Origin of the sequence: Nocardia concava NBRC 100430 (assembly GCF_000308815.1) — a bacterium.
Lineage (GTDB): Bacteria > Actinomycetota > Actinomycetes > Mycobacteriales > Mycobacteriaceae > Nocardia > Nocardia concava.
In genome coordinates this window covers 84,511-108,430 of record NZ_BAFX01000086.1, presented here as the reverse complement: position 1 = coordinate 108,430, position 23,920 = coordinate 84,511, and the positions used below count along the sequence as shown (strand labels likewise).

The following is a 23,920-nucleotide window of genomic DNA, read 5'->3' as shown; positions in this document are numbered from 1 at the left end:
TATTCGATAGGATCGTGCCATGCGGTCCGGGAGGAATGAGCCACACCGAGTCGTCGTTCTCGCGCTCGAGGGCGTCTACCCGTTCGAGCTCGGCATCGCGAACCGGGTCTTCGGCACGGCCGACGGACGCTACGAGGTGATCACCTGCTCGATCGACGGTCGTCCGGTGCGTAGCAATTCCGACTTCGATGTCGCCGTGGCGCACGATGCGGGCGTCCTGAAAACAGCCGACACCGTGGTCATCCCGCCCTGCGATGTGATCCCGATTCTCGAAAATGGCCTGCCACAAGCGGTTTCGGAAGCCCTGGCCCTGATCCGCCCCGGTGTCCGCCTGGTCTCCATCTGCACCGGCGCGATCGTGGTGGCCGCCGCGGGCCTCCTCGACGACCGGCCCGCCACCACCCACTGGAACTTCGCCGACCGCTTCGGCGCGCGCTTCCCGAAGGTCCGCGTCGACCCGAATGTCCTCTACGTCGATGACGGCGACATCCTCACCTCCGCGGGCGCGACCGCCGGAGTCGACCTGTGTCTGCACCTGATTCGCAACGACCACGGCAGCGAGATCGCGAATATGGTCGCGCGTCGCTGCGTGGTCCCGCCCTGGAGAGAGGGCGGCCAAGCACAATTCATCGAACAGCCGGTGCCGCCGCCCACCGCCGCGGGGACGGCGACCGCTCGCCAGTGGGCGCTCGAAAACCTCCACCAGCCGCTGACCATGTCCGACCTCGCCGCTCGAGCCCGCATGAGCGGCCGTACTTTCGCCCGCCGGTTCCGTGACGAGGTTGGAATGAGCCCGGGGCGCTGGCTGATTCAACAGCGGGTGTTCCGGGCTCGCGAATTACTGGAGACCACCGAGCTTTCCGTGGACCGGATCGCGGGCGAGGTGGGGTTCGCCACCGGAGCCTCGCTGCGGCAGCACCTGCACGAGGCGATCGGGGTGTCGCCGCTGGCGTATCGGCGGACGTTTCGGACCGGGGTAGCGGTCGGGGCGGGCTGACCTTGCAAACCGCGTTGGGTCAGTGCGGCGAGCTGACCTCGCGAACCTCGCGCAGGTGCTGTGCCATAGCGGCCGCAGCGGCCGCGCTGTCGTGGGCGGCGACGGCATCGTAGATGCGGTGGTGCCCGTCGAGTGAGAGGCGTCGGCCGTGACGTGACCGGTGGGACAGGGTGCGAGTGCGTCGCGTCCAGTCCGTCGTCATGGTGCACAGCGTGATCAGGAGCGGGTTCTGCGCGGCATGCGCGAGCAGGGTATGGAATTCGATGTCGAGCCTGAGCGATTCCGCGGGGGAGAGGGTTTCGTTGGAGCGGGTGAGCACCTCGTCGAGCGCCAGCAGATTCGATTCCACGGCCCGCACCGCCGCAAGCTCGGCAATGCGCGGCTCCACCAGATCACGTAATTCCAGCGCGTAGCCGAGCTCGATATCCAGCTCGCCGAGCCCGTCGGCCAGATCGCCCGCCTGCCGCGGTGTTTCGCTGACCGTGCTGCCCTTGCCCTGCCGGCGTTCGATGAGCTTCTTGGATTCCAGCTCGAACATGGCCTGCCGCAGCGACGATCGCGACACGTTCATGTTCGCCGCCAGCTCCCGCTCGGGCGGCAGCCGATCCCCAGCCCGCAACTCGCCGCTGGTGATCAACCCCTCCAGGTGCGCCGCGACCTCCGCGCTCACGCTGTATGCGCGCCGCCGGAGCGGCGGAATCGATGCCGTCATCGACCCGAGTTTAAATCCGTTCGCATACAGGCCATTTCGGCTGCGTTAAACGCCAGTTACGTTCGGTTTCACGCCCCGACGTCGGTTGTTCGCCTGGCTTATGGTCGGCATATCGGATGGTCCGACCAATGTTGGTCGGTAGGAGAGGTAATTAGCGTGACGTCGATCGTGCGGGGATTCACCCAGGCGTTTCCGGTGCTGCAGACGGGTGAGGGCATCGGCGGGGGCGCCGAATATCTGGCGGTAGACCCGTCGGCGGTGCTGTGGGGGCGACTGCCCCGCACCGGAGACCGGCCCGTGGCGACCGTCGAGCCCGGACGCAGCATCGTCGTCGACACCGTCAGCCACGAGGGGATTCTCGAGGATCAGGGCTCGGACCCGGTGGCGTACTTCGGGCGTCACGGGGTGGAACGAGACCAGGTGCTGGCGGACGCGATCGAGGTGGCCGCCACACGGAATCGCGATTCGCTGGCCGGGCCGCACATCATCACCGGCCCGATCGCCGTGCCCGGGGCACAGCCCGGAGATCTGCTCGCCATTCGCATCGACGAGCTGACCATGCGTGCGCCCTACGGGGTGGTGTCCACCCGGCACGCGCGCGGGGTCCTGGCGAACCGGCTGGGCTTCGACGGCAATTACGGGCAGTTCTGCACGGTGGAGTCACGGGAGGGGGAGTGGTTCGGGACCATGCCGCTGCATCCGGATCGTCTGCAGCGGGCCAGTTTTCCGCTGCATCCGTTCCTGGGGATCATCGGTGTCGCGACCGATACGGAATCCCGCGTGTCCTCGGTGCCGCCGGGACTGCACGGCGGGAATATCGATATCCGCCGACTCACCGCGGGCGCGACCCTGTTCCTGCCGGTGCAGGTTCCCGACGCGCTGTTCTACATCGGCGACCCGCATTTCGCCCAGGGCAATGGTGAGGTGGCGCTGACCGCGCTGGAAGCCCCACTGCGGGCGCGGCTTACGGTGGACGTGATTCCCGCGGCGGACGTCACCGCCGGGTTGGGACGAACCGTCGGCCCGTTCGCCGCCGCGCACGGACTGCTCATACCGACGGGCCTCGACGAGAACTTGAATCGGGCGCTCGAAGTCTGCGTCCGCAACGCCATCGAACTGGTCGTCTCACTGTTCGACGCCGACCCGCAGCAGGCATATCTATATTTGAGCGCCGCAGCCGATTTCAATATCTCGCAGGCCGTGGATCAGGTGCGGGGTGTGCACGGTGAGGTGCGGATCGCGGACTTCACCCATCATGCCGCCACCGAACTGGCCAAGCGCGTCCTCGAGCGGGCCTGATGAGAATGGTGCGGACAGATCTCGACCGGGGGAGTCACGCGCTGGAAAGCGAATTCGACTCCACTGTGTGGCGTGAGCGGGGAACGCCGTTGGTCCCTGCCACCGGAGCGGGCGCGTTGAGCGGGCATACGGTGGCGGTGAAGGATCTCTATGCTGTCGCCGGATTTCCACTCGGTGGGGGAGTCGCGGACTTTCTCGGCGAACCGTCTACGGCGCACGCGGATGTCGTTGCCCGGCTGCTCGCCGCCGGCGCGGACATCACCGGCATCGCGCAGACCGATGAATTCGCGTACAGCATCACCGGTGGCAACGGGCGTTACGGCATGCCTGTGAATCCGGTTGCACCGCAGCGGATTCCGGGTGGATCGTCGAGTGGGTCCGCGGTGGCCGTGGCTCGGGGCGAGGTCAGCATCGGGCTGGGTACGGACACGGCGGGATCCATTCGGGTACCGGCGGCATATCAGGGTCTGTGGGGGATTCGGACTACGCACGGATGTCTGTCCAGAGCCGGAGTGCTCCCGCTGGCTCAATCCTTCGACGCCGTGGGATGGATGACGCGAGACTTGGAGACCTTGAAGGCGGTGGCCGATTGTCTGCTGCCCGAGCAGGTTTCGACTCCGGCGCGACTCATTGTCGATCCCGCGTTGTGCGAACTGGCTGACGACGATCTCGCGGCAGCGAGCCTCGGTGCGGCGAAGCGAATGGGTGCCGCCGAAGCGATAGTGGACGCCGAACCTGAAACCTGGTTCGCGGCCTTCCGTACAGTCCAGGGCTTCGAAGCGTGGAGTAATCACGGCGAGTGGATACGCGCGCACCCCGACGCGTTGGAACCCGAAGTGGCGCAGCGCTTTCAAGCTGCCTCGATGATCACGGAGGAGCAGGCGCTTGCGGCTCGGGAGGTCCTGCGGACGGCCGCCGACCTTCTTCGCGCCGCGTTGCGCGATCGGATTCTTGTATTGCCGACCACAGCCACGCCTCCGCCGCCTCGAATGGCATTGCTGGGAACGCTGGAGTCCGGCCGAACGCGCACTTTGTATTTGACGTGTTTGGCGTCGATAGCCGGTGCGCCTGCAGTCAATATTCCGCTTCCGAGTGTTGAGGGAATTCCGAGTGGTCTGTGTTTGATTGGGGCACCCGGTATGGATCGTGCTATTCTCGATACCATTTCCGAAATAGATTCGGATACTGGACAATTCGGGTTCCCTGGATGAATTTGCGGCGGTAAAATTGGTGCATGAATTCGAAGGGGGAAACATTCGAAAGCTGCGGTCTCGCTGAATTGGAGGCCGCGGTCGCGGCCATTGTGGACCGTGTTGGTCATGGTGATCTGACGCTGTTCTTCGATCAGGATGTCGTGGCGTTGATGCAGCGGTTGGAGACGTGCCAGCGTCAGCTTTCGGCGTTGGGGTCCAAGCTGATCATCGAGGCGTCGGATCGTTCCCTGCCTGAAACCTCCGGGGCCGGTTCGCCGGTGGCGTTCTTGCGTCACACGCTGAACCTGTCGCGGTATGACGCCGCTACGCGGATCAAGATTGCCAAGCAGGTGGGCGAGTTCCGGCAGCTGACGGGGCATGTGGCCCCGCCGGTGCTCGAAGCCACCGCCGAAGCCTTTGAGGCGGGGGATATCTCACGTGATCACGTCCGCAACATCGTGGACGTCATGACCCATCTGCCGACCGATGTTCCCGCCGAGGCGCGCGTCGAGACCGAGCGGATTCTGGTGGACTACTGCCTGAAGGGCTGGCCCGATGACCTGCCGCGGATGGGGCGCGAGATCCTGGCGCGCCTCGATCCCGAGGGGACGGTGATCAGTGATGATGATCGCCGCCGTCGCCGGGGAATCCTGGTGGGGCGTCCGGGAGTTGACGGGATGAGCTGGATCGAGGGCTGGCTGACCCCGCAGCTGCGGGCGCTGTTGGATGCGTTCCTGGCCAAGTACGCCCGGCCGGGTATGTGCAACACCGAGGATGTCGACAGCCCGGGTGTGAGCGACAAGCCGATCGAGTCATCGGTGTTGGATGCGGCCGCGCGTCGGGATCGTCGTGATGCGGGGCAGCGGGTGCACGATGCGTTCATCGCCTTGCTGCAGCCGGGGCTGGATTTGCGCAAGCTCGGTTCGCATCGCGGGATGCCGGTGCAGGTCACGCTCTCGATGAGCCTCAACGATCTGGAGCGGGGCTCGGGTCTTGCGACAACCGCCTCCGGCGTTCAGATGTCGATCAACGAGGCTCTGAAGATGGCGGGCGGGACCCGGCCGGTGCTTGTGGTCCTGGACGACAAGGGAATTCCGTTGTACCTGAGCTACGGGCAGCGGTTGGCCAGCTCGGGACAGCGGCTCGGGTTGCTGGCGCGCGACCGGGGTTGCACCTTCCCCGGCTGCGACGTTCCGGCGGATATGTGCGCCGCGCACCACGTCACCGACTGGGTGAAGGGTGGGCCGACGGATCTGGACAACCTCGCTCTTGTTTGCGATCACCACCACGCGCTGGTGAACGACAGCGTCAACGGGTGGCGGACGGTGATGCTCGGTAAGGGTTCGCCGAATCGGGGACGCATCGGTTGGATTGCCCCGAAGGCGTTGGACCCGAACGGTGTTGCTCGAGTCAACGAGAGGCATCACGTTGGGCAGTTGGTCGCCAACGCTGTCGAATCCAGTTGTCGGGAGTGGGGTCAAACGGCTGCGTGAGACCCCGCTGCTCTTGTCGCGCTGGCGTGCGCAGGGACGGGGAAGTGTGGTTGCGTCGCCTGCCCTGCCGGACTTGGGCTGACGCCGGGTTGGGAGCCGCCACCCGCCGATCCCAGCCCACGGACCGCACGGATCACCTTCTAGGAAAAAACAACAAGAACCAAGACCCAAAGGGGTCGAGAACCAGCGCTCATTGACAACTCCACAGGCCTCCAAGCCCCCCGCCCGCCCCCTCCCACCCCGTCTGTTCGTCGAGCGGCACATCCTTGAGGGCTTTTGTCTGGTTCCTCCCTAATCTCGCCTCCAAAATGTGCCTCTCGATGACAGGAACCGGGCGAATCGGACACCTAGCGGCGTCTTTGAGTGTTCTTCCCCGGGCCGCTGCGCGCCCGAGCCTCGAGGAGGCTGGTGCCGCCACCAAGGTGCCCAACCCAGCCCCCTCCTCTCCCTTCTCCAGGCGTCTTTTTATCTTTTCGTCTTTACGACTTCATGGGTGCGGATAGTTCGAGCGGCGAGACGGCCTGCTTTGAACACATAGTTCCGATCGGGGCGGTCCAGTAATGCGTCCGCGAGCCGATATGTCGACAGGACCACGAGGTCCGCGGCAGCTCCGACCCGGATTCCGTACCGATCAGCAATCCCGATGGTTCGCGCCGCCTCGGTCGTGGCCATCGCCAGCACCCGGTTCATGTCCTCCGGGCCCGACAAATGCGCGGTCTGAGCAAGGAACAACCCGACATCCAACATGTCCGCATTCCCATACGGCGTGAATGCATTCCGAATGTTGTTGGACGAGTACGCGGTCGTGATTCCCGCCTCCCACAGCTCCCGGATCGGTGCGATGCCCCGCCGCACGTTGGTGCTGTCGGATCGTCCGCCGAGGTGCATATCGGTAGCAGGCAACGGCACCACGGAGATCCCGGCCGCGGCCAGTCGTTCGATTGTCCGCGCACGGTCGGCGGGTGCCCGCCCGGCCAGGGAAGTCATGTGCCCGAGTGTGACTCGGCCCTGGCGTCCGGTGCGTTCGGTGACCGCGGCGATGTAATCCGCCATGGCGTATCGGGGATCGCTGGCGTCGTCGGCGAAGTCGGCGTGGATGTCCAGGGGGACGTTGAACTCTGCGGCCAGGTCGAAGATCAGGTCGACGTGGCGGTGGCAGTCTTCGATGGTGCGTTCGTTGTAGGCGCAGCCGCCGAGTACATCGGCTCCCGCGTACAGGCTTTCGCGGAGGAGGTCGATGGTGCCGGGGGCTTGGAGGATGCCTTCCTGGGGAAACGCGACGATCTGCAGATCGAGCCGTTCGCGGTATTCCTCGCGGAGGTCGAGTAGGGCTGTCACCCCGCGCAGTCCGACGATCGGATCGACGTCGGGGTGTGCCCGGATCACGGTGGTGCCGTTGCTGATCGCCATGTCGAGGACGCGGCGGGCTCGGTCGCGGATGGAGGCTACGGTGAAGCCTCGTTTGAGTTCGGCGGTGACGCTGATGGCGCCGGCCAGGGTGCCGTCCGGATTGGATTTCTCGGCGTCTAGGAGTGCCTTGTCCAGGTGGACGTGGGATTCGATCAGGCCGGGGATGACTACGCGTCCGGCGCAGTCGATCTCCTCGGTGCCGGGTGTGGCGACGTTGGATCTGATTGCGGTGATGACGCCGTTGGTGATCGCGATGTCCACCAGTTCCGCGTTATCCGCGATCCGGGCGGCGCGCAGCACCAGATCGACCGTTTGCGGTGGCTCCGGTATTTCCGGTGACTCCGGGTCGACCGTCTCCGGCAACAAATCCGTCATGGCTACCTCCCCGACACGAAGTGATTCCGTTTGTATACGAGGGAGATGTTTCGTCGCCGAACCGCAATTGCTGCGCGGATGTTACGAAGCGCGGGAGGCCGAACCTGGCTGTCGCGCAGGGTCTTCCGTGCGCTGGCGGAAGCGGTAGGCCGACGCGGCGTGGGCGATGTGGGTGCTCACCACCTCGGCGGCGCGGTCGGGGTTGCCTGCTTCCAGTGCGGCGCAGATCTCTTCGTGTTCGCGCCAGGAATCACCGGCGCGGCGGGGGAGTTCGACCGAGTAGACCCAGGCGATCTTCCAGCTCAGCTGCATGATCAGTTGGGCGAGCAGGGTGCTGCCCGACGCCTCGGCGAGTACCTCGTGGAAGCGGCTGTTGAGGCGGGCCAGTTCGTCGAGGCGGCCGGCGCGGACGGCGTCCTGGCCGAGGGCGGTGAGTTCCTTGAGGCGGCCGAGTTGTTCGGGGGTGCGGCGGGCCGCGGCGCGGGACGCGCACAGGGGTTCCAGGCGGGCGCGGATCTCGAGCAGATCGGCCGCCTCCTCCTCGGTGAGTTCGGCCACGAAGACCCCGGCGTACGGGCGTGACGAGGCGAAACCCTCGGCTTCCAAGGTGCGCAGTGCCTCCCGGACGGGAACCCGGGATACCCCGTAGCTCTCCGCGAGCGCATCCTCGGTGAGACGCTGCCCGGGGGCGTACGCGCCGCGAATGATGTCTTCACGAATGGCGCGACACAGCTGTTGCGGTGTCATGCGGCCGGCGGTGCTGGTCACTGCTGCCTCATCTGCGGATCTGGGAAAACACGGGACTGGTTTGCATACGATCCATCGTGGCCTCGGCCGACGGGATGCCGCAAATCTACTGCACAGCCACCCCATTCGCGGGTCCGGCTGTGGTGCAACGTCTTCAGGTCGCTGATCTGCGGGGGTTTGTATACGATGCGGCCATTCTGTCCGGAAGGAATCCATGGATCCCGCACATCTAGTGCTCTTGTTCGCCGCCGGTTTCGGGGCGGGCGTGTGCAATGCCATCGCCGGGGGCGGCAGTCTGCTGTCGTTCCCGGCCCTGCTCGCCACGGGCCTGCCGCCGGTGACGGCGACCGTCACCAACTCGGTGTCCGTCTGGCCCGGCTATCTCGGTGGGGCCGCCGCACTGCGCAAACGTCTCGACGAACATCGGCCGCTGGTACCCGGATTGGTGATCACCGGGGTGGCGGGTGCGACCGGCGGCGTGATCGCGCTGCTGGCCGCACCGCCCAAGGTGTTCGCGGCCCTGGTGCCGTACCTGATCCTGGCGGCCACCGCCCTTTTCGCGGCACAGCCCGCGGTCTCGCGCAAGCTCGCGGCGCACGGCGGGGATTCGCGGCTGCGGTTGTTCGCGGGGGTGTTCCTCGGCGCGGCGTACGGCGCGTACTTCAACGGCGGCATGGGAATCGTGCTGCTGACCGCGCTGGCCCTGGGCATCGATGCCTCGATCACCCGGCTCAACGGACTGAAAAGCCTGCTCACGCTCACGGTCTCGACCACGGCGGTGGTGGCGGTCGCGCTGTTCGGGCCGGTGCAGTGGTGGGCGGTCGCCGTCCTGGCACCGGCCTGCCTGCTCGGTGGCGTGGCCGGTGCGCGCTTGGCGGATCGGCTGCGGCCGGGTGCCTTCCGGGCCGTGGTGATCGTGTTCGGCGTCGGCGCCGGAACCGCGATGTTGCTGTCCTAGCGCTCTCTATCTCTTTGACACAGCTCTCTTCTCCGACACAGGTGGTGTACCCATGAACGATCTCTTGCTGCGCGGCGGACGGCCGTGGACTCCCGGAGCCCCGCTCGCGGTGGCCGACATCCTCATTCGTGACGGCCGCATCGCCGCCATCGGCCCCGACCTGGCCGCCGACGGCGTCGAAACCGTGGATCTGGCCGGGGCGCTGGTGCTTCCGGGCCTGGTCGACTCCCACTGCCACCTCGACAAGACCATGTTCGGCGGACCCTGGGTCCCCAATACCGGCGGCCGCACCCTGTCCGGCCGCATCGCCAACGGCGAGGGCCGCCGCGACGAGCTGGGACTGCCCAGCGCCGACTACGCGTCGAACCTGCTGGCGGCCATGGTTTCCGGCGGTACCGCGCACGTCCGCAGCCACATCGACATCGATCCCGAGGTGGGCCTGCGCGGCGTCGAGGCCGTCCGGGCGGCCGCGGCCCGGCACGCGGACCGGGTGGACGTGCAACTCGTGGCCTTCCCCCAGGGCGGCCTGCTGACCCGCCCCGGCACGGACAAACTCCTGGAAGCCGCGCTGGCCGAGGGCGTCGAGGCCATCGGCGGCCTGGATCCCGCCGGCTACGACGGTGATCCGGTCGGTCAGCTGGATTTGATCTTCGGTCTCGCCGAGAAGTACGGCGCGCGCATCGATATCCATCTGCACGACCGGGGCGCGCTCGGCGCCTGGCAGTACGACCTGATCGTGGCCCGCACCAAGGCGACCGGGCTGGCCGGGCGGGTGACCATCAGCCACGCGTACGCCATGGGCGAGCTGGCGCCCGACGAGCAGCGGCGGATCGCCGAAAGCCTCGCGGAAGCAGGCGTTTCCATGGTCACCTGCGCCGTGGGTGACGCACCCGTCGTCCCGGTCCGCACCATGCACGCGGCCGGAGCCGGACTGGCGTTCGGCAATGACGGCATCCGCGACCTGTGGACCCCCTACGGTGACGGCGACATGCTGCGCCGGATCATGCAGGTGTCCTTCCGGGATCGGCTGGTCGCGGACGAGGAGATAGAGCTGGCACTGGCTGCCGGAACCTACGGCGGCGCATCGGTTCTGGGGATCGCCGACTACGGACTCGCGGTGGGTAAGAGCGCCGACCTGTTCACCGTGCACGCCGAAACACCCGCTGCCGCAGTGGTGTCCGTGCCGCCGCGCGCACTGGTGGTCAAGCGCGGCCGGGTGGTGGCCCGTGACGGCCGCCTGCTCGCCAACTGATCGTATACGAAACACACGCGTAATCGCGCGGACCGCACCCGGCAATGATCCGCCGATAGAACTGTGGACATGCGCACCACCGCTTCAAACGCCGCCAAAGGCCAAGGCTCGGACGGGCTTCCGGACGGGATCCCGGACCGGAACGCAGTGGCCGCCGGGAGCGGCAATGTATACACCGGCGCCGACACCTCGAGTGATAGCGATACGGCCCTGGGCTTCCGCGATGTCGGCCTGACCTTCGAGAACGGCACCCACGCGCTCGAGGGCATCGACATCGACATCCGGCCGGGCGAGTTCGTCTCCCTGGTCGGGCCCTCCGGGTGCGGCAAGTCCACCCTGCTGCGCCTGGCGGCCGGGTTCGAGAAGCCCACCGGCGGAACGGTTTCCGTCGCCACCCGCAAGGTCGGCTACGTGTTCCAGGAGGCGACCCTGCTGCCGTGGCGCTCGGTACTGCGCAATATCGAACTGCCCGCCGAACTCGCGGGCACCGACAAGGCGACGCGGCGGGCGGCGGCGCGTGAGGCGCTGGAGCTGGTCGGGCTGACCGGGTTCGAGAACCACAAGCCCGCACAGCTTTCCGGCGGTATGCGCATGCGCACCTCCATCGCGCGGGCGCTGACCGGGGCGCCGGAACTGTTCCTCTTCGACGAGCCGTTCGGCGCGCTCGACGAGATCACCCGGCAGCGGCTCAACGAGGAGGTGAGCGGGCTCTACCGGCGTTCGGGTTTCACCGGCGTGTTCGTCACGCACTCGGTGGCCGAGGCGGTGTTCATGTCCACCCGCGTGGTCGTGCTCACCGGGAGGCCGGGCCGGGTGGCGGCGGATATCGCTGTACCACTGGACTTTCCGCGGAAACCGGAATCGCGATACACGCCCGAATTCGGGGCCATCGCCGCGGAGGTCTCGGCAGCACTGCACGACGCCGAACGCGGAACCGTACAGACCCGAGGGAGGGCCGCATGACCGCCGCCGCCGTCAACAACGCCATCGCCGCCGCGAGCGAGCGCACCGCCGCTGCGTCCGATGCTTCCGGGACCTCCGAGGCGACCGCGCGACCACCGCGCACTCCTTGGAAACCCCGCTGGCCCTTCGCGATCGCCCCCGTCCGAGTCTTCGCCCCCGCGCTCGTCTTCCTCCTGGTCATGGCCGCCTGGACGATCGCCAGCCACTTCCTCATCCCGCAGCAATCCCGATTCCTGCTCCCACCACCGGAATCGGTGATCTCCAAGGGCCTGCTCGACGCCGCCACCCGCACCGAGATCCTCTCGGCCCTCGGCGCGACGGTACAGATCGCACTCGTCGGCCTCACCATCGCCATCGTCGCCGGTGTCGCGTTCGCGGTGATCATGAGCCAGGCCCGCTGGGCCGAATACTCGCTTTACCCGTATGCCGTTATCCTGCAGACGATTCCGGTGCTGGCCGTGGTCCCGCTGTTCGGCTTCTGGTTCGGTTACGAGTTCGGCAGCCGCGTCATCGTATGCGTCATGGTGTCGCTGTTCCCGGTCATCACCAATACCCTCTTCGGCCTCAAATCCGTGCAGGCCTCCGAACACGACCTGTTCACGCTGCACGGCGCGAACCGCTGGCAGCGGCTGCTGAAACTGCAGTTGCCCGCGGCGCTTCCGGCCATGATCTCCGGCTTCAAGATCTCGGCGGGCATGGCCGTGATCGGCTCCATCGTCGCCGACTTCTTCTTCCGCCAGGGTGAACCCGGCATCGGCCGCATGATCGATGTCTACCGTCAGCGCCTCGCCACCGAGGAACTGCTGACCGCCCTGCTGCTGTCCTCACTGGTCGGCCTGATCCTGTTCTGGATCTTCGACTTCCTCGCCGGCCGGGTCGATCGCGCCCACGGCAAGCGTGCCGACCGGTAACCGAACCCGCTCTCCCGCAGTCTGTTTCAACTCTCTAGGAACTCCCGTGAACAAACGTGTCCTCGCTGCTGCCGCCGTCACCGGCAGCGTCCTGCTCACCGCCGCCTGCGGTGGCGGCGCCTCCACCCCGAAACCGACCGGACAGGGTGTGCTGGCCGGTGTCTGTCCCGCCACCGTCGTCATCCAGACGGACTGGTATGCCACCCCGGAACGCGCGGCCGCCTATCAGCTGGTCGGGCCCAACGGCACCGTCGATGTGAAGAAGGGCGCGTACAGCGGCCCGCTCGGCGATACCGGCGTGAATGTCGAAGTGCGCCTGGGCGGTCCGTTCCTCGGCGGCCAGCCGGTGCCCGCGCAGATGTATCAGGACAACTCCATCACCCTGGGCCTGGTGCCGACCGACGAGCAGGTGCGCGCCAAGTCCAAGTTCCCGCTCACCGGCGTGTTCGCCTCGCTCGAGAAGAACCCGCAGATCGTCATGTGGGATCCGGCCACCTACACCGTCAATTCGTGGAAGGACGTGGCCGCCACCAACGCCCCGATCCTGTACTCCGAGGGCAAGATCTACATGGACTACCTGGTCGCCAACGGGGACGTGAAGAAGGAGCAGCTCGACGCCTCCTACGACGGCACACCCAGCCGCTTCGTGGCTGAACACGGCCGAGTCATGCAGCAGGGCTACGTCTCCAATGAGCCCTACCGCTGGGAACACGATGTGAAGGGCTGGCAGAAGCCGACCGGCCATCTGCTGGTCGCCGACGCCGGCTACGAGAGCTACCCGCACGCCTGGTCGATCCGCAGCGGTGAACTCGACAAGCTGCGCCCCTGCCTGCAGAAGCTCGTCCCCATGCTGCAGCAGGCCGAAATCGACTACGTCACCAACCCCGAACCCACCAACCAGGCGCTACTGCGCATCGCCCAGACCATCCCGGACGGCCCGCCCATCTCCGCCGCGGGCAACACCAGTTCGGTTGCCGTGCAATTGAAGGAGAAGATCGTCGGCAACGGCCCCGACGCCACCCTGGGCAACTTCGACCCCGACCGCGTGGCCCGCGCCATCGCCCAGGTGACCCCGCTGCTGAAGGCCCGCGGCCAGCAGGTCCCCGACAACCTCGGCCCGAACGACCTGGTCACCAATGAATTCATCGATCCCGCAAAGGGTCTCAAGCAGCAGGGCTAGGTGGAAGAACCATGTCGAACCACGAGTACGAGCATGAACCGGTCCCCGTGCAGGCCCGCCGCGGCCTGCTGTCGGTGGCCGCGGTCTGGGCCGGATTCCCGATGTGCCTGGGCAATGCGGTCTTCGGCGGGCTGATCGTCTACAGCCTGGGCATGAGCCGCGGGCTGGTCGCGATCCTGCTGGGCAATCTGCTGCTGTTCGCCTATGTCGGCACGCTGAGCTGGATCGGCGGGCGGACCGGCCGTAACTTCTCGTTGCAGGCGGGGCGCGCGTTCGGCGACCGCGGTCGCGCCGCGGTGGTCGCGTTCCTGGCCACCGTCGTGATCGGCTGGTTCTCCTACCAGGTCGGATTGACCGGCACCACGCTCGAGGGCATGTACGGGTGGAATCCGCTGTGGGGCGGTCTGATCGGCGGGGTGTTCTTCGTCCTGCTCACCCTGGCCGGAATCCGCGCGCTGTCGCTGATCGGGCTCATCGGCACGCCGTTGTTCCTGATCATGGCCGGGCTCGCACTGTATTACGGTCTGGGGCACGGGCATTCGCTCTCCGACGCCTTCGACTACACCGGTGGCGGTGGCCCGCTGGGTTTCTGGGCGTGCGTGAGCATCGTGGTCGGCGGCTTCGCCGATTCCGGCACCATGACCGCCGACTTCACCCGCTGGGCCCGCGACGGCCGCGCGGGCGTGCTCGCGGCGGCCTCGGCCTTCCCGTTCGCCAACTCCGTCGCCTTCCTGATCGGCGGCCTGGTGGTGGCGATCGGCGGTGCCAGCGATCCGGCGAACAACGGCGGGGCGTTCCTGGGCCTGCTGGCCGGGCACGGGGCGATCATCACCGCACTGTCGGTCGTGTTCGTCTTCGCGAACCTGGGATCGGTTGCGGCGCACTGCCTCTACAACGGCGCGGTCGGCTGGGCCGGGATCACGCCGTTGCGCATGCGGCCGCTCGCGATCGCGCTGGGCGCGCTCGGCACCGTGGTGGCGCTCACCGGCGTGTGGGCGCACATCACCAACTGGCTGGTGCTGCTGGGTGTGGTGGTGCCGCCCATCGGCGCGGTGCTCATCGTCGACTACGTCCTGGCCCGCAGCCGGGGTGCGGTGCCCGCGCCGGTGCGGCCGGTCGCGTTCGCGGCGTGGGGGATAGGGGCGGTGGCCGCCGGGCTCGCGCACTATCACCTGCCGGGCTCGGTGGACGCGGTCATCGGATTCGTCACCGCGGCGGCGGTGCAGGCCGGACTCACGGCGCTGCTGCCCGCGGCCGCGCCCAGGTCGGCCGTCGCCGCGGCCACCGTGAGCGGATGAGGGGCGCACGGTGAATTCCGCTGAGCGAGAGGAACTCTGCTTCCTGTCCGCCACCGAGCTCACCGCGCGCGTCCGCTCCGGGGAGCTGTCACCGGTCGAGATCACCGACGCCGTGCTGGATCGCATGCAGGAGCTGGATCCGCAGCTGCACGCGTTCTGCACGCCCACCCCCGATCTCGCCCGGCGGCAGGCTCGCCGCCTCGCCGACGACCTGGCGCGCGGCATCGACCCCGGGCCGCTCGGCGGCGTACCCCTGGGGATCAAGGACCTGTTGTCGACCAAGGGGATCCGCACCACGTCCGGATCGTGGGTCTACCGCGATCACATCCCCGACGAGGACGACATCGTCGTCGAACGCGCACTCGCGGCGGGCGCGATCTGCCTGGGCAAGACCAACGCCTCCGAATTCGGCTACAGCGCAACCGGTCTCAACCCGTTGTTCCCCGCGACCCGCAATCCGTGGGACCTCGCGCTGAGCCCCGGCGGCTCCAGCGCGGGCTCGGCCGCCGCGGTCGCGGCCGGACTCGGCCCGGTGGCGCTGGGCAGCGACGGCGGCTGCTCGGTGCGCGCACCCGCGGCCCTGTGCGGGCTGGTGGGGGTCAAACCCTCCATGGGCCGGGTGCCGGTGTATCCCGGCTGCCGCGATGAGCGCCTGCCGGGCGTATCCGGTTGGGAGAGCATCGAACACATCGGCCCGATCACCCGCACCGTCGCCGACGCGGCCCTGCTGCTGTCCGTGCTCGCCGGACCCGATCCCCGCGATCGGCACTCCATTCCCTGCACGGACGTGGACTGGATCGGGGCCGCCCGCGACGGCACCGAGCGACCCGAAACCGTCGCCGGGCTCCGTGTCGGCCTCAGCCTCGATCTCGGCTACCTGCCCGTCGACCCACAGGTCCGCGGCGTGGTGGAACGGGCGGTGCGCGAGGTCGTGGGCAAGCAACTGGGCTGCCACATCGAAACGGTCGACCCCGGCTGGCCGGACCCGGCCGACGCCTTCTCCGCGCTCATCATGGCCGAAACCGACCTGACCGGCATGCGTGCCATGGCCGACGCGCACGCCGAGCGCATGTCCCCGCACCTGGTCGCCTGGCTGCGACAGCCTTGGACCGCACAGCATTTCACCGACGCCAACATCACCCGCAAGACCCTGGTCAACGCTATGGCCCGCCTCATGCGCGACCACGACGTCCTCATCACCCCCACCACCGCCGTCCCGGCCTTCGCCGTAGACCTCCACGGCCCCGACCACATCGACGGCACCCCCGTCTCCGACTCCACCTGGATCGGCTTCAACTACCCGGCCAACCTGACCGGCCAGCCCGCCGCCAGCATCCCGGCGGGCTGGACCGACACCGGACTCCCGGTGGGCCTGCAGATCATCGGCCGCCACCTGGCCGACGAAACGGTCCTCCGCCTGGCCGCCGCCATCGAACGCGTCGCGCCCTGGGCACATCGGCGACCACCGGTGCGGGCGCTCAGCTCCGCGCCGGCACCGGTGTCGCGGTGACGTCGGCCTTGTCCGCGAGGGGCGCCGAATCCGTTGTGCCCCGGTAGAAGTCGCGATAGACCCGCGCGGCCATCGCCAGGTAGGCGAGGGTCTTGGGAATCATCAGCAGCCCCAGCTGCGGGATGCGCCGGGCCCACAGGACAACCGGCAGATAGCAGGCGAAGGAGGCGGCCATGGCATTGGACAGGAAGCCGAACGTGCGGTCACCGGTGCGCTCGGCCCCGCGGCGCATGAGATAGATCTCGCTCGCCCCCACCGCCAGCAGCGGAACATTGCGGTCCACACCGTATCCGGCGGGGGTCTCGGCGCGGTCCCAGTTGTTGAACGGCGTGGCCAGCAGGATCAACCGCACGAACGACAAACCCAGCAGCGCCTTGGTGAAGCCGTCCCACGAACGCTGGAAACGCAGCCGCCACGCGTCCAGCGACAGCACGTAGAACATGGTGATCGTGATGGAGGTGGCCATCTCGCCGAGCCCGATCAGACTCGCGCGCCGCCCGCGCCAGGTCAGCGTGCCGCGGTCCTCGCCGCGCGACATCGCGACCGCACGCAGCGCCAGATGCGCGGTGTCGCCGGTCGCCAGCAGGGTGAACGCCTCCTCGAACCGCGCGGCGGTCTGCTTCTGCTCCACCGGAACCCGGTCGCGATTGCGGCGCATGGCGATCACCAGTCCCCAGATGATCGCCAGATACGACATGTTGAAGAGCAATTCGAATCGTCTACGCATGACGACCAGTCTGTTCTCGGAGACCGCCCCGGAATCAGGGCACAAGGTCCCCACCCGCCGGACGTCCGATGGAGCTTGCTCTCCTCCGTACGGCAGGGCGGGGCCTTATGCGGCGGGGCCGTTCGGTCGCGTATAGCGGTGTTTGACGCCGAGCGGGAAATAGCTTGGATCGCCGTGCGGAAGCAGCACTATTCGGGGCCGCTGGCGCTCCAACGGCACATAGTGCGCGAATTCGCTGTTGAGCCGCCGCAATTCGGTGCGCACCGACTCCGCGATCCGGTCGTCGAGATCCACAGGAGGCGTGGCCGCGGGTGCGAGTTCGACGGTCACCCGCAGGGTGCGGTTCCGGTCGGCGGTCTCCACGACCTCGAGCACGAACTTGCCCGTGATGTGGTCGCTGATGCCGGGCTGTTCCAATCCGACGGTGATGTTCTCCGGATACACGTTGGCGCCGTAGCAGGACACCGTGAAATGGCTGCGGCCGAACACGAATACGAACGGCTGCTCGAATCCGGGTACCGAGGGCCGGAGGTCGTGGGCGGCAAGAAACTCCAGCATGCGCGGGTAGCCGATGAGGCCGCCCTCATCGGCGATGTGGTAGCGGATCAAGGGAACTCCGCTGTCACCGGAGACCACGAGCGTACCGTCGACGGTCTCGAAGAAGCGATGATAGGGATCGTACTGGGCCAGGGTCGGCAGCCTGGATTCGCCGAAAAGCGCCTGCGCCACCTCGGGACGGCCCGCCAGCATCCGCCGGATCTCCACCGACAGCGGCGTCTCATTGGCCAGCACCCCGCCATCGGCCGTGCCGTACAGCGAGGCGATGTCGGTGCCCGGGTCGATGTCTCCGGCCCGCTGTGCGACCAGCGTTCGCCACTCCTCGCTGAAAACCTCACCGGCGGTGACGAGTTTGATGGCGTAGTCCGCCCACGGCACCTCCTCGGCGCGGCCGGTGTCGATCACGTCCTTGAGGAACGGCGGATATCCCAGCAGCACCACCTGATCGAAATGCGGTGCGAGCGTGCGGATCACCCGCAGAATCTCGGTCTTGTCGTTGCCGGGGGCGACGGCTGTCACCGGATACCCGCGCGTGGCGAGCTCCCGCACACACCCGAGGGTGAACAGCCCGCCCACCCACGTCCCGAGCGCGAAACACACCACCGCCAGCGTCCTCCGCTCCTCGGCGCGGAAGGCGTCCCGGAAGATCTGCTCGAACCGCGCCGCCGTACGCCGCTCGTCCGCCATCGACCGCGGCCACGGTGTCGGTTCCCCGGTGGACCCCGACGACATGGCGATCACATCCCCGATCCGCCCGTCCCGGCACAACTCCGGCAGCGGATACCGGCGCAGATATCCGGGTTTGTCCATCAGCGGCAGCTTGGTGAAATCCGCGAACGAGACGATCGCCGCCGCATCGATACCGTGCTCGCCCAGGAACTTCCGATACGCGGGCACCGTCGTCGCCGTCCGCTCGAACAGCCCGACGACCGCTTCCTCGGGTGTCAGCGCCATGGCCACTCCTCACGTGCGTCCGCCCCCGGCGGTGGTACTTCTGCCCCCGGATTCAGTAAAGGCGATCCGGGACCCGTCCGCAGCTAGTGCGGGGTCACCTCGGAACGTTCGAGCTGATGGACCACCAGGTCGAGGAAGGCGTCGACCTCTTCGCGGTGATAGGCCGCGACCCCTTCGGGGGCCAGATGGAAGGTGGTGTCCTGGATGTCCTTGGCGGTCAGCCCGTTCGGGCCGTGATGGGCCAGGGTGGCGGCGAGGCGGTCGAGGAAGGCGCCGACCTCGGCGGCCAGGTATCCGGGAAGACCGTAAGGGGGTGCGGAGAATTGGATGCGCAGGACGTCGTCGTGGGTGAGGGGTTCGTGGGTGCGGCCCGCCGGGAGTCGGCCACGGCCCCTGCGTAGGTATTCCAGTTCGACGCATAAGTGATCGAGGAAGTCGTCGACCTGCTCGATGTCGTAGCCGCGGCGGCCCGGCGGGGGAGCGTCGAATTCCACCAGGCGGATGTCGGCGATGGTGAGATGGTCGCGGCCGAGCATGGTGTCGGCGATGCGCGCGCGGAAGGCGTCCACCTGCTCGGGGTGGTATCCGTGATGCCCGGACGGCGCTTGGCCGAAGCGGGTGCGGCGGACGTCGTCGGGGGTCACCGCGTCATTGTGCCAATGGGCTCATGTCCGAATTACTTCCGCCCCTTGCGGATCCGGCCGCATCGGACAAACGGGTCTGTATCTAATGCTTGCGGACTCCGTCGATGAGCAGATGCCGGATGGCATGGCTGAGATCGTCGACCGCCTGCGCGTCGGGGTTGCGAATCCCGTGCAGGATCGCGGCCAGAAGCATGCCCGTCACCGCCCGCGCGGTGTTCACGGTGTCGAGATCCGCACGCAGATAACCCCGTTCGACCCCGTGCTCGAGGTACCCGGCCGTCAGCGAGTCCGCGGTGTCCAGCAGCCCGTACAACCGCATGGTCAGCTCGGTGTCGATCCCGGTGGCCTGGAACAGCAGCATCTGCGCCACCCGCTGATCCTCGAGGAAGATCCGGTTCAGCGCGTCACCGATCCGGTCCACCTGTGCCCGGTACTCCTCCAGGCTGTCGGCCGCGTCCGGCGCATTGTCGGTGCCCAGCGATTCGATGATGCGCGCGGCCAGATCGTCGATGACGTGGTCGATGATGTCGCGCTTGTTCTCGAAGTACCGGTAGAACGTCCCGTGCCCGATGCCCAGCTCACCGGCGATATCGGCGATCCCGGTGGCGTGATAGCCCTTCTCGGCGAAACACGCGAACGCGGTGTCGATGATCTCCTGCCGGAGTTCGGCCTTGCGCTGTTCGATTCTCGAAGATGGGCGCCGTTCGATTCTCGAGGATGGCTTCGTCACAGGCCCGATGATACGGTGATCACAAACGGAATGAGATGTCATTCCGTGACATGTGCATCACTTCAGTTGTTGAAGACTCTCTCTGCAGGAGGTTCGGCGTGGCACCTCAGTACGACGCCATCGTGGTCGGTGCCGGTTTCGGCGGGATGGGCGCGGGCATCGAGCTGGATCGGCTCGGCCTGAGCAATTTCGTCATCCTCGAGCGTGAGGACGACCTGGGCGGCACCTGGCATGTGAACCACTATCCGGGCCTGGCGGTGGACATCGCCTCGGTCACCTACTCCTATTCCTTCGAGCCCAACCCGTACTGGTCGCGGCTGTTCGCGCCGGGTTCGGAGCTGAAGAAGTACGCCGAGCACGTCGCCGACAAGTACGACCTGCGCCGGCGCATGCGCTTCGACACCGTCGTCGGGGGCGCGCGCTGGGATGAGGAACACCAGCACTGGGTCGTCGCCATCGAGAACGGCGAATCGCTCACCGCGCGCTATCTGATGGCCGCCACCGGCTTCCTGTCGCAGCCCTACACCCCGCCGTTCCCGGGCATCGACACCTTCGCGGGCAAGATCATCCACACCACGGCGTGGGAGGACGACTTCGACCTCACCGGTAAGAAGGCCGCCATCATCGGCACCGGTGCCACCGCCGTGCAGCTGATCCCGGAGGTCGCCAAGAAGGCGCAGGCGCTCACGGTCTTCCAGCGCACCCCGATCTGGGTGGTGCCGAAGGTCGACGCGCCGATCCCGCCCGCCGTGCAGAACCTGTTCGCGCGAGTCCCCTTGACGCAGAAGGCCGCCCGCCTGGTCAACACCTCCATGCTGGAGGCGCTCATGGTCGTCGGCGTGCTGCATTTCAAGCAGGCCAAGCCGCTGAACAAGGCCGCGGGCATTCTCGCCAAGGCGCACCTGCGAGCGTCGGTGCGCGACAAGGAGACTCGCAAGAAGCTGACCCCGGACTACGACTTCGGCTGCAAGCGCCCCACCTTCTCGAACCTCTACTTCAAGACGTTCAACGAGGACCACGTCCGCCTGGAGACCAACTCCATCGACCACATCGAACCCGACGGCATCGTCACCGCCGACGGCCACAAGACCGAGATCGACACCCTGATCCTGGCCACCGGCTTCAACCTGTGGGACGTCAACTTCCCGGCCATCGAGATCATCGGCCGCGACGGCCGCAATCTCGGAAAGTTCTGGCGCGACAACCGCTTCCAGGCCTACGAGGGCATCACCGTGCCGAAGTTCCCCAACTTCGTCAGCCTCAACAGCCCCTACTCCTACAGCGGCCTGTCCTACTTCACCACCATCGAGGCGCAGATGAAGCACATGGCGCGCCTGTTCGGTGAGATGTTCCGCCGCGGCGAGCGGGTCTTCGAGGTGACCGAGGAGGCCAATGCCGAATTCCTCGACCGCGTCACCGAGAAGCTCGGCGCGTCGGTGTTCTACGGCGGCCAGTGCGCGACCGCGCGCAGCTACTACTTCAACCAGCACGGCGAGGCCGCGCTGCTGCGCCCGACCAGCACCCTGAACGCCCATCGCGAGGCGGCCAACTTCCCGCTCGACGACTACTCCTACGGAGTCCAGTCCGCCTGAGTGGGACTGCGCGGTCGGCATGGTCGGCGGCCGACCGCGCAGCCCGGCTGATTGAACGAGCCCGGCGGGGAACATCGACCGGAATATTCAAATGAATCAGCCCTGCGCGAAACCCAGGGCATTCGATTACAGGTCGGCGCGCCGTCTCTCAGGGTGTACTGGCAGACTGTGTGGGAACTGCACCCATCCGACCATTGACTAGGGGCTGACTTCGACGATGGACCTTCTGCTGCCGCTGCTGCTGGTTGCTCTGCTCATCCCGATGTTCCTGGGCGTCCGCCGCCAGAAGCGCGAGATGGCCAAGGTGACCGATATGCAGAACGACCTGAAGGTCGGTGACCGCGTCGTCACCACGTCGGGGCTCTTCGGCACCGTGGTCGAACTCGATGACACCACCGTCGATCTCGAGATCGCCGAGGAGATCGTCACCACCTGGCTGCGGCAGTCGATCCGCGAGGTGCGCAACGACGACGACGTGCAGACCGAGGGCGACGCCACCGAGGAGACCTCGGCCGTGACCGCCGAGACCGCCGAGGCGGGTTCCGACAATCATGTCGACGCCGCCGATGACGCGCCGAAGCTGACCAAGGACTGATCACTCCCAGCGCCATCGGCCGCCCGCTCGCTGTCATGAACGAAGAGCATCCGGCGGCCGATGGCGCTGCGGTGTGTACCCACACCCGTTCCACCACCGACCCCGCCTAGGAGATAAGTAACGTGCCACCTTCTCAGGGAACGGCGCATCCACTGCGCCTGCTCGGCGTCTACGCCGCGCTGGTGGCTTTGTTGTTCGGCCTGATCTTCCTCACCGGCGACAAGCACCACACCCCGAAGCTCGGCATCGATCTGCAGGGCGGAACCCGCGTCACCCTGACGCCGCGCACTCCCGACGGCGGGAAGCCGAGCCAGGACAGCCTCAAGCAGGCACAGAGCATTATCGAGAAGCGCGTCAACGGTCTCGGCGTCGCCGGGTCGGAGGTCGTCATCGACGGCGACAACCTGGTGATCACGGTCCCGGGTGACGATGGCGCGCAGGCGAAGTCGCTGGCGACCACCGCCAAGCTGTACGTGCGCCCGGTGTTGAACGTGACCGCGCCGCAGGTCGGCAAGCAGGCCCCGCAGCAGCCCGCGGCCGGCCAGCCCACCACCCCGCCCGCCACCGACACCGCGACGCCCACGCCGACGCCGACCACCGAGGCGCCGACCAGTGAGGCCCCGGCGCCGCAGAACCGGGTGTTCCCGGCGCAGGCTCCGACGTCCCCGTCGCCGACTCCGGCCCCTGCTCCGGGCGGATCGCCTCAGCAGCAGGCCCAGGCCGAGATCGCGGCCGCGAAGGCGTTGCGGCAGAGCACCGATCAGAGCGCGCAGTTGCAGGCCATGGCGACCATGGACTGCAGCAAGCCGGATCCGTTGCAGGGCAATGACGATCCGAACCTGCCGCTGGTCACCTGCAACACCGACGGCACCGAGGTCTACCTGCTGGACAAGTCCAAGCTGGACGGCCAGGAGATCAAGGACGCGCAGGGCACCCTGGACACCCGCCAGGGCCGCTGGGTCGTGAATGTCGAGTTCAAGTCGAGTGGTTCGGATGCCTGGGGCAACCTGACCAACCAGTACGTCGGCAAGCAGCTGGCCTTCGCCCTGGACACCAAGGTGGTCAGCGCCCCGCGGGTCGAGTCCGGCGGCCAGTTCGGCGGCAGCACCCAGATCTCCGGCAACTTCAACGGCACCAGCGCCAAGGAACTCGCGAACTCGCTGAAGTACGGTTCGCTGCCGCTGTCGTTCGCCACTTCCGAGGCCGAGACGGTGTCGGCCACCCTGGGCCTGTCCTCGCTGCGCGCGGGTCTGATCGCCGGCGCGATCGGCCTGGCGGCGGTGCTGCTCTACTGCCTGCTCTACTACCGCATGCTGGGCTTCCTGGCCGGATTCTCGCTGCTCGCGGCCGGTGTGGCGGTGTACGCGCTGATCGTGTTGCTGGGCAGGTGGATCAACTTCACCCTCGACCTGGCCGGTATCGCGGGTCTGATCATCGGTATCGGTATGACGGCCGACTCCTTCGTGGTCTTCTTCGAACGCATCAAGGACCAGATGCGCGAGGGCCGCAGTTTCCGCTCGGCCGTCCCGCGCGGCTGGCAGCGCGCCCAGCGCACCAACCTCTCGGGTAAGACGGTGTCGCTCATCGCCTCCGCGGTGCTCTACGTGCTGGCCGCCGGTCAGGTGAAGGGCTTCGCCTTCACCCTCGGTCTGACCACCGTGCTCGACGTCATCGTGCTGTACCTGGTGACCGCGCCGCTGATGATGCTGGTTTCGCGCTCGCCGTTCTGGGCGAAGCCGTCGGTGAACGGTCTGGGCGCTATTGCAGAGCTTGCACAGGAACGCAAGGCCGCGGCCGGTGTCCTGGTGAAGGAGGCGTGATC

The 23,920-nt window shown here is 67.3% G+C and carries 21 protein-coding genes; 14 read left to right on the top strand and 7 right to left on the bottom strand.

The genetic code is table 11. The features are described from left to right. The first annotated feature begins 19 nt into the window (after positions 1-19). Positions 20-997: a GlxA family transcriptional regulator gene (locus ON43_RS20275; protein WP_040809688.1), complete on the top strand. Its 978-nt coding sequence runs from the start codon at positions 20-22 to the stop codon at positions 995-997. 19 nt (positions 998-1,016) lie between these two features. On the opposite strand, the gene ON43_RS20270 is transcribed toward ON43_RS20275, so the two are convergent. Continuing rightward, complete coding sequence (locus tag ON43_RS20270; protein ID WP_040809686.1) at positions 1,017-1,709, bottom strand: FadR/GntR family transcriptional regulator; 693 nt, start codon at positions 1,707-1,709, stop codon at positions 1,017-1,019. A 156-nt stretch (positions 1,710-1,865) separates the two neighbouring features. On the opposite strand from ON43_RS20270, the gene ON43_RS20265 reads away from it, so the two are divergent. The 3 genes from ON43_RS20265 to ON43_RS20255 are packed head-to-tail and all read left to right on the top strand — an operon-like array spanning position 1,866 to position 5,694. Then, positions 1,866-3,008, top strand: coding sequence for an acetamidase/formamidase family protein (locus ON43_RS20265; protein WP_157514118.1), 1,143 nt, complete (start codon positions 1,866-1,868; stop codon positions 3,006-3,008). Positions 3,009-3,013: 5 nt separating this feature from the next. Beyond that, on the top strand, positions 3,014-4,219 hold the full coding sequence (locus ON43_RS20260) for an amidase family protein (RefSeq protein WP_086007985.1): 1,206 nt from the start codon (positions 3,014-3,016) through the stop codon (positions 4,217-4,219). Between the two features lie 23 nt (positions 4,220-4,242). Next, entirely contained in the window at positions 4,243-5,694 is a 1,452-nt protein-coding gene (locus ON43_RS20255) for an HNH endonuclease signature motif containing protein (protein WP_063712581.1), read from the top strand. A 465-nt stretch (positions 5,695-6,159) separates the two neighbouring features. On the opposite strand, the gene ON43_RS20250 is transcribed toward ON43_RS20255, so the two are convergent. Together ON43_RS20250 and ON43_RS20245 are read right to left on the bottom strand one after the other, a co-directional pair. Next, on the bottom strand, positions 6,160-7,479 hold the full coding sequence (locus ON43_RS20250; protein WP_083913560.1) for an amidohydrolase family protein: 1,320 nt from the start codon (positions 7,477-7,479) through the stop codon (positions 6,160-6,162). A gap of 81 nt (positions 7,480-7,560) precedes the next feature. Then, positions 7,561-8,247, bottom strand: coding sequence for a GntR family transcriptional regulator (locus ON43_RS20245; RefSeq protein ID WP_218003311.1), 687 nt, complete (start codon positions 8,245-8,247; stop codon positions 7,561-7,563). A 193-nt stretch (positions 8,248-8,440) separates the two neighbouring features. On the opposite strand from ON43_RS20245, the gene ON43_RS20240 reads away from it, so the two are divergent. The 7 genes from ON43_RS20240 (at position 8,441) to ON43_RS20210 (ending at position 16,298) form a co-directional block, all read left to right on the top strand. Next, positions 8,441-9,184 (top strand): sulfite exporter TauE/SafE family protein, encoded by a 744-nt coding sequence (locus ON43_RS20240; RefSeq protein WP_040809684.1) that lies wholly within the window; start codon positions 8,441-8,443, stop codon positions 9,182-9,184. 52 nt (positions 9,185-9,236) lie between these two features. Beyond that, a complete protein-coding gene (locus ON43_RS20235) occupies positions 9,237-10,436 on the top strand; it encodes an amidohydrolase (RefSeq protein WP_040809682.1) in 1,200 nt (399 codons plus the stop codon). A gap of 69 nt (positions 10,437-10,505) precedes the next feature. Next, the gene (locus ON43_RS20230; RefSeq protein WP_083913559.1) at positions 10,506-11,399 is read left to right on the top strand and encodes an ABC transporter ATP-binding protein; all 894 of its coding nucleotides are present in this window, start codon (positions 10,506-10,508) and stop codon (positions 11,397-11,399) included. Next, entirely contained in the window at positions 11,396-12,310 is a 915-nt protein-coding gene (locus ON43_RS20225; protein WP_218003310.1) for an ABC transporter permease, read from the top strand. Before ON43_RS20230 ends, ON43_RS20225 begins: the two co-directional genes overlap by 4 nt. 46 nt (positions 12,311-12,356) lie before the next feature. Continuing rightward, on the top strand, positions 12,357-13,490 hold the full coding sequence (locus ON43_RS20220; RefSeq protein WP_040809681.1) for a hypothetical protein: 1,134 nt from the start codon (positions 12,357-12,359) through the stop codon (positions 13,488-13,490). Positions 13,491-13,501: 11 nt separating this feature from the next. Then, positions 13,502-14,788: a purine-cytosine permease family protein gene (locus ON43_RS20215; RefSeq protein ID WP_051178762.1), complete on the top strand. Its 1,287-nt coding sequence runs from the start codon at positions 13,502-13,504 to the stop codon at positions 14,786-14,788. Positions 14,789-14,798: 10 nt separating this feature from the next. Further along, positions 14,799-16,298 carry an amidase gene (locus tag ON43_RS20210; RefSeq protein ID WP_083913558.1) on the top strand — a complete coding sequence of 500 codons (1,500 nt, stop codon included), beginning with the start codon at positions 14,799-14,801 and terminating at the stop codon, positions 16,296-16,298. Here the strand turns inward: ON43_RS20210 and ON43_RS20205 are convergent. From ON43_RS20205 to ON43_RS20190, 4 genes are all read right to left on the bottom strand, one after another. Further along, complete coding sequence (locus tag ON43_RS20205) at positions 16,267-17,025, bottom strand: hypothetical protein (RefSeq protein WP_157514117.1); 759 nt, start codon at positions 17,023-17,025, stop codon at positions 16,267-16,269. The genes ON43_RS20210 and ON43_RS20205 overlap by 32 nt on opposite strands. A gap of 105 nt (positions 17,026-17,130) precedes the next feature. Beyond that, on the bottom strand, positions 17,131-18,537 hold the full coding sequence (locus ON43_RS20200; protein WP_051178758.1) for a phenylacetate--CoA ligase family protein: 1,407 nt from the start codon (positions 18,535-18,537) through the stop codon (positions 17,131-17,133). Between the two features lie 83 nt (positions 18,538-18,620). Continuing rightward, positions 18,621-19,181, bottom strand: coding sequence for a DivIVA domain-containing protein (locus ON43_RS20195; protein ID WP_040809679.1), 561 nt, complete (start codon positions 19,179-19,181; stop codon positions 18,621-18,623). Between the two features lie 82 nt (positions 19,182-19,263). Beyond that, positions 19,264-19,953, bottom strand: a complete 690-nt coding sequence (locus ON43_RS20190; RefSeq protein WP_083913557.1) for a TetR/AcrR family transcriptional regulator — start codon at positions 19,951-19,953, stop codon at positions 19,264-19,266. Between the two features lie 56 nt (positions 19,954-20,009). Here ON43_RS20190 and ON43_RS20185 point away from each other — a divergent pair, with 56 nt between their 5' ends. The 3 genes from ON43_RS20185 (at position 20,010) to secD (ending at position 23,918) form a co-directional block, all read left to right on the top strand. Continuing rightward, the gene (locus ON43_RS20185) at positions 20,010-21,503 is read left to right on the top strand and encodes a flavin-containing monooxygenase (protein WP_040809677.1); all 1,494 of its coding nucleotides are present in this window, start codon (positions 20,010-20,012) and stop codon (positions 21,501-21,503) included. A 217-nt stretch (positions 21,504-21,720) separates the two neighbouring features. After that, complete coding sequence (gene yajC, locus ON43_RS20180) at positions 21,721-22,098, top strand: preprotein translocase subunit YajC (RefSeq protein WP_040809675.1); 378 nt, start codon at positions 21,721-21,723, stop codon at positions 22,096-22,098. A 122-nt stretch (positions 22,099-22,220) separates the two neighbouring features. Further along, entirely contained in the window at positions 22,221-23,918 is a 1,698-nt protein-coding gene (gene secD / locus ON43_RS20175) for a protein translocase subunit SecD (protein WP_040809673.1), read from the top strand. The last annotated feature ends 2 nt before the right edge of the window (positions 23,919-23,920 follow it).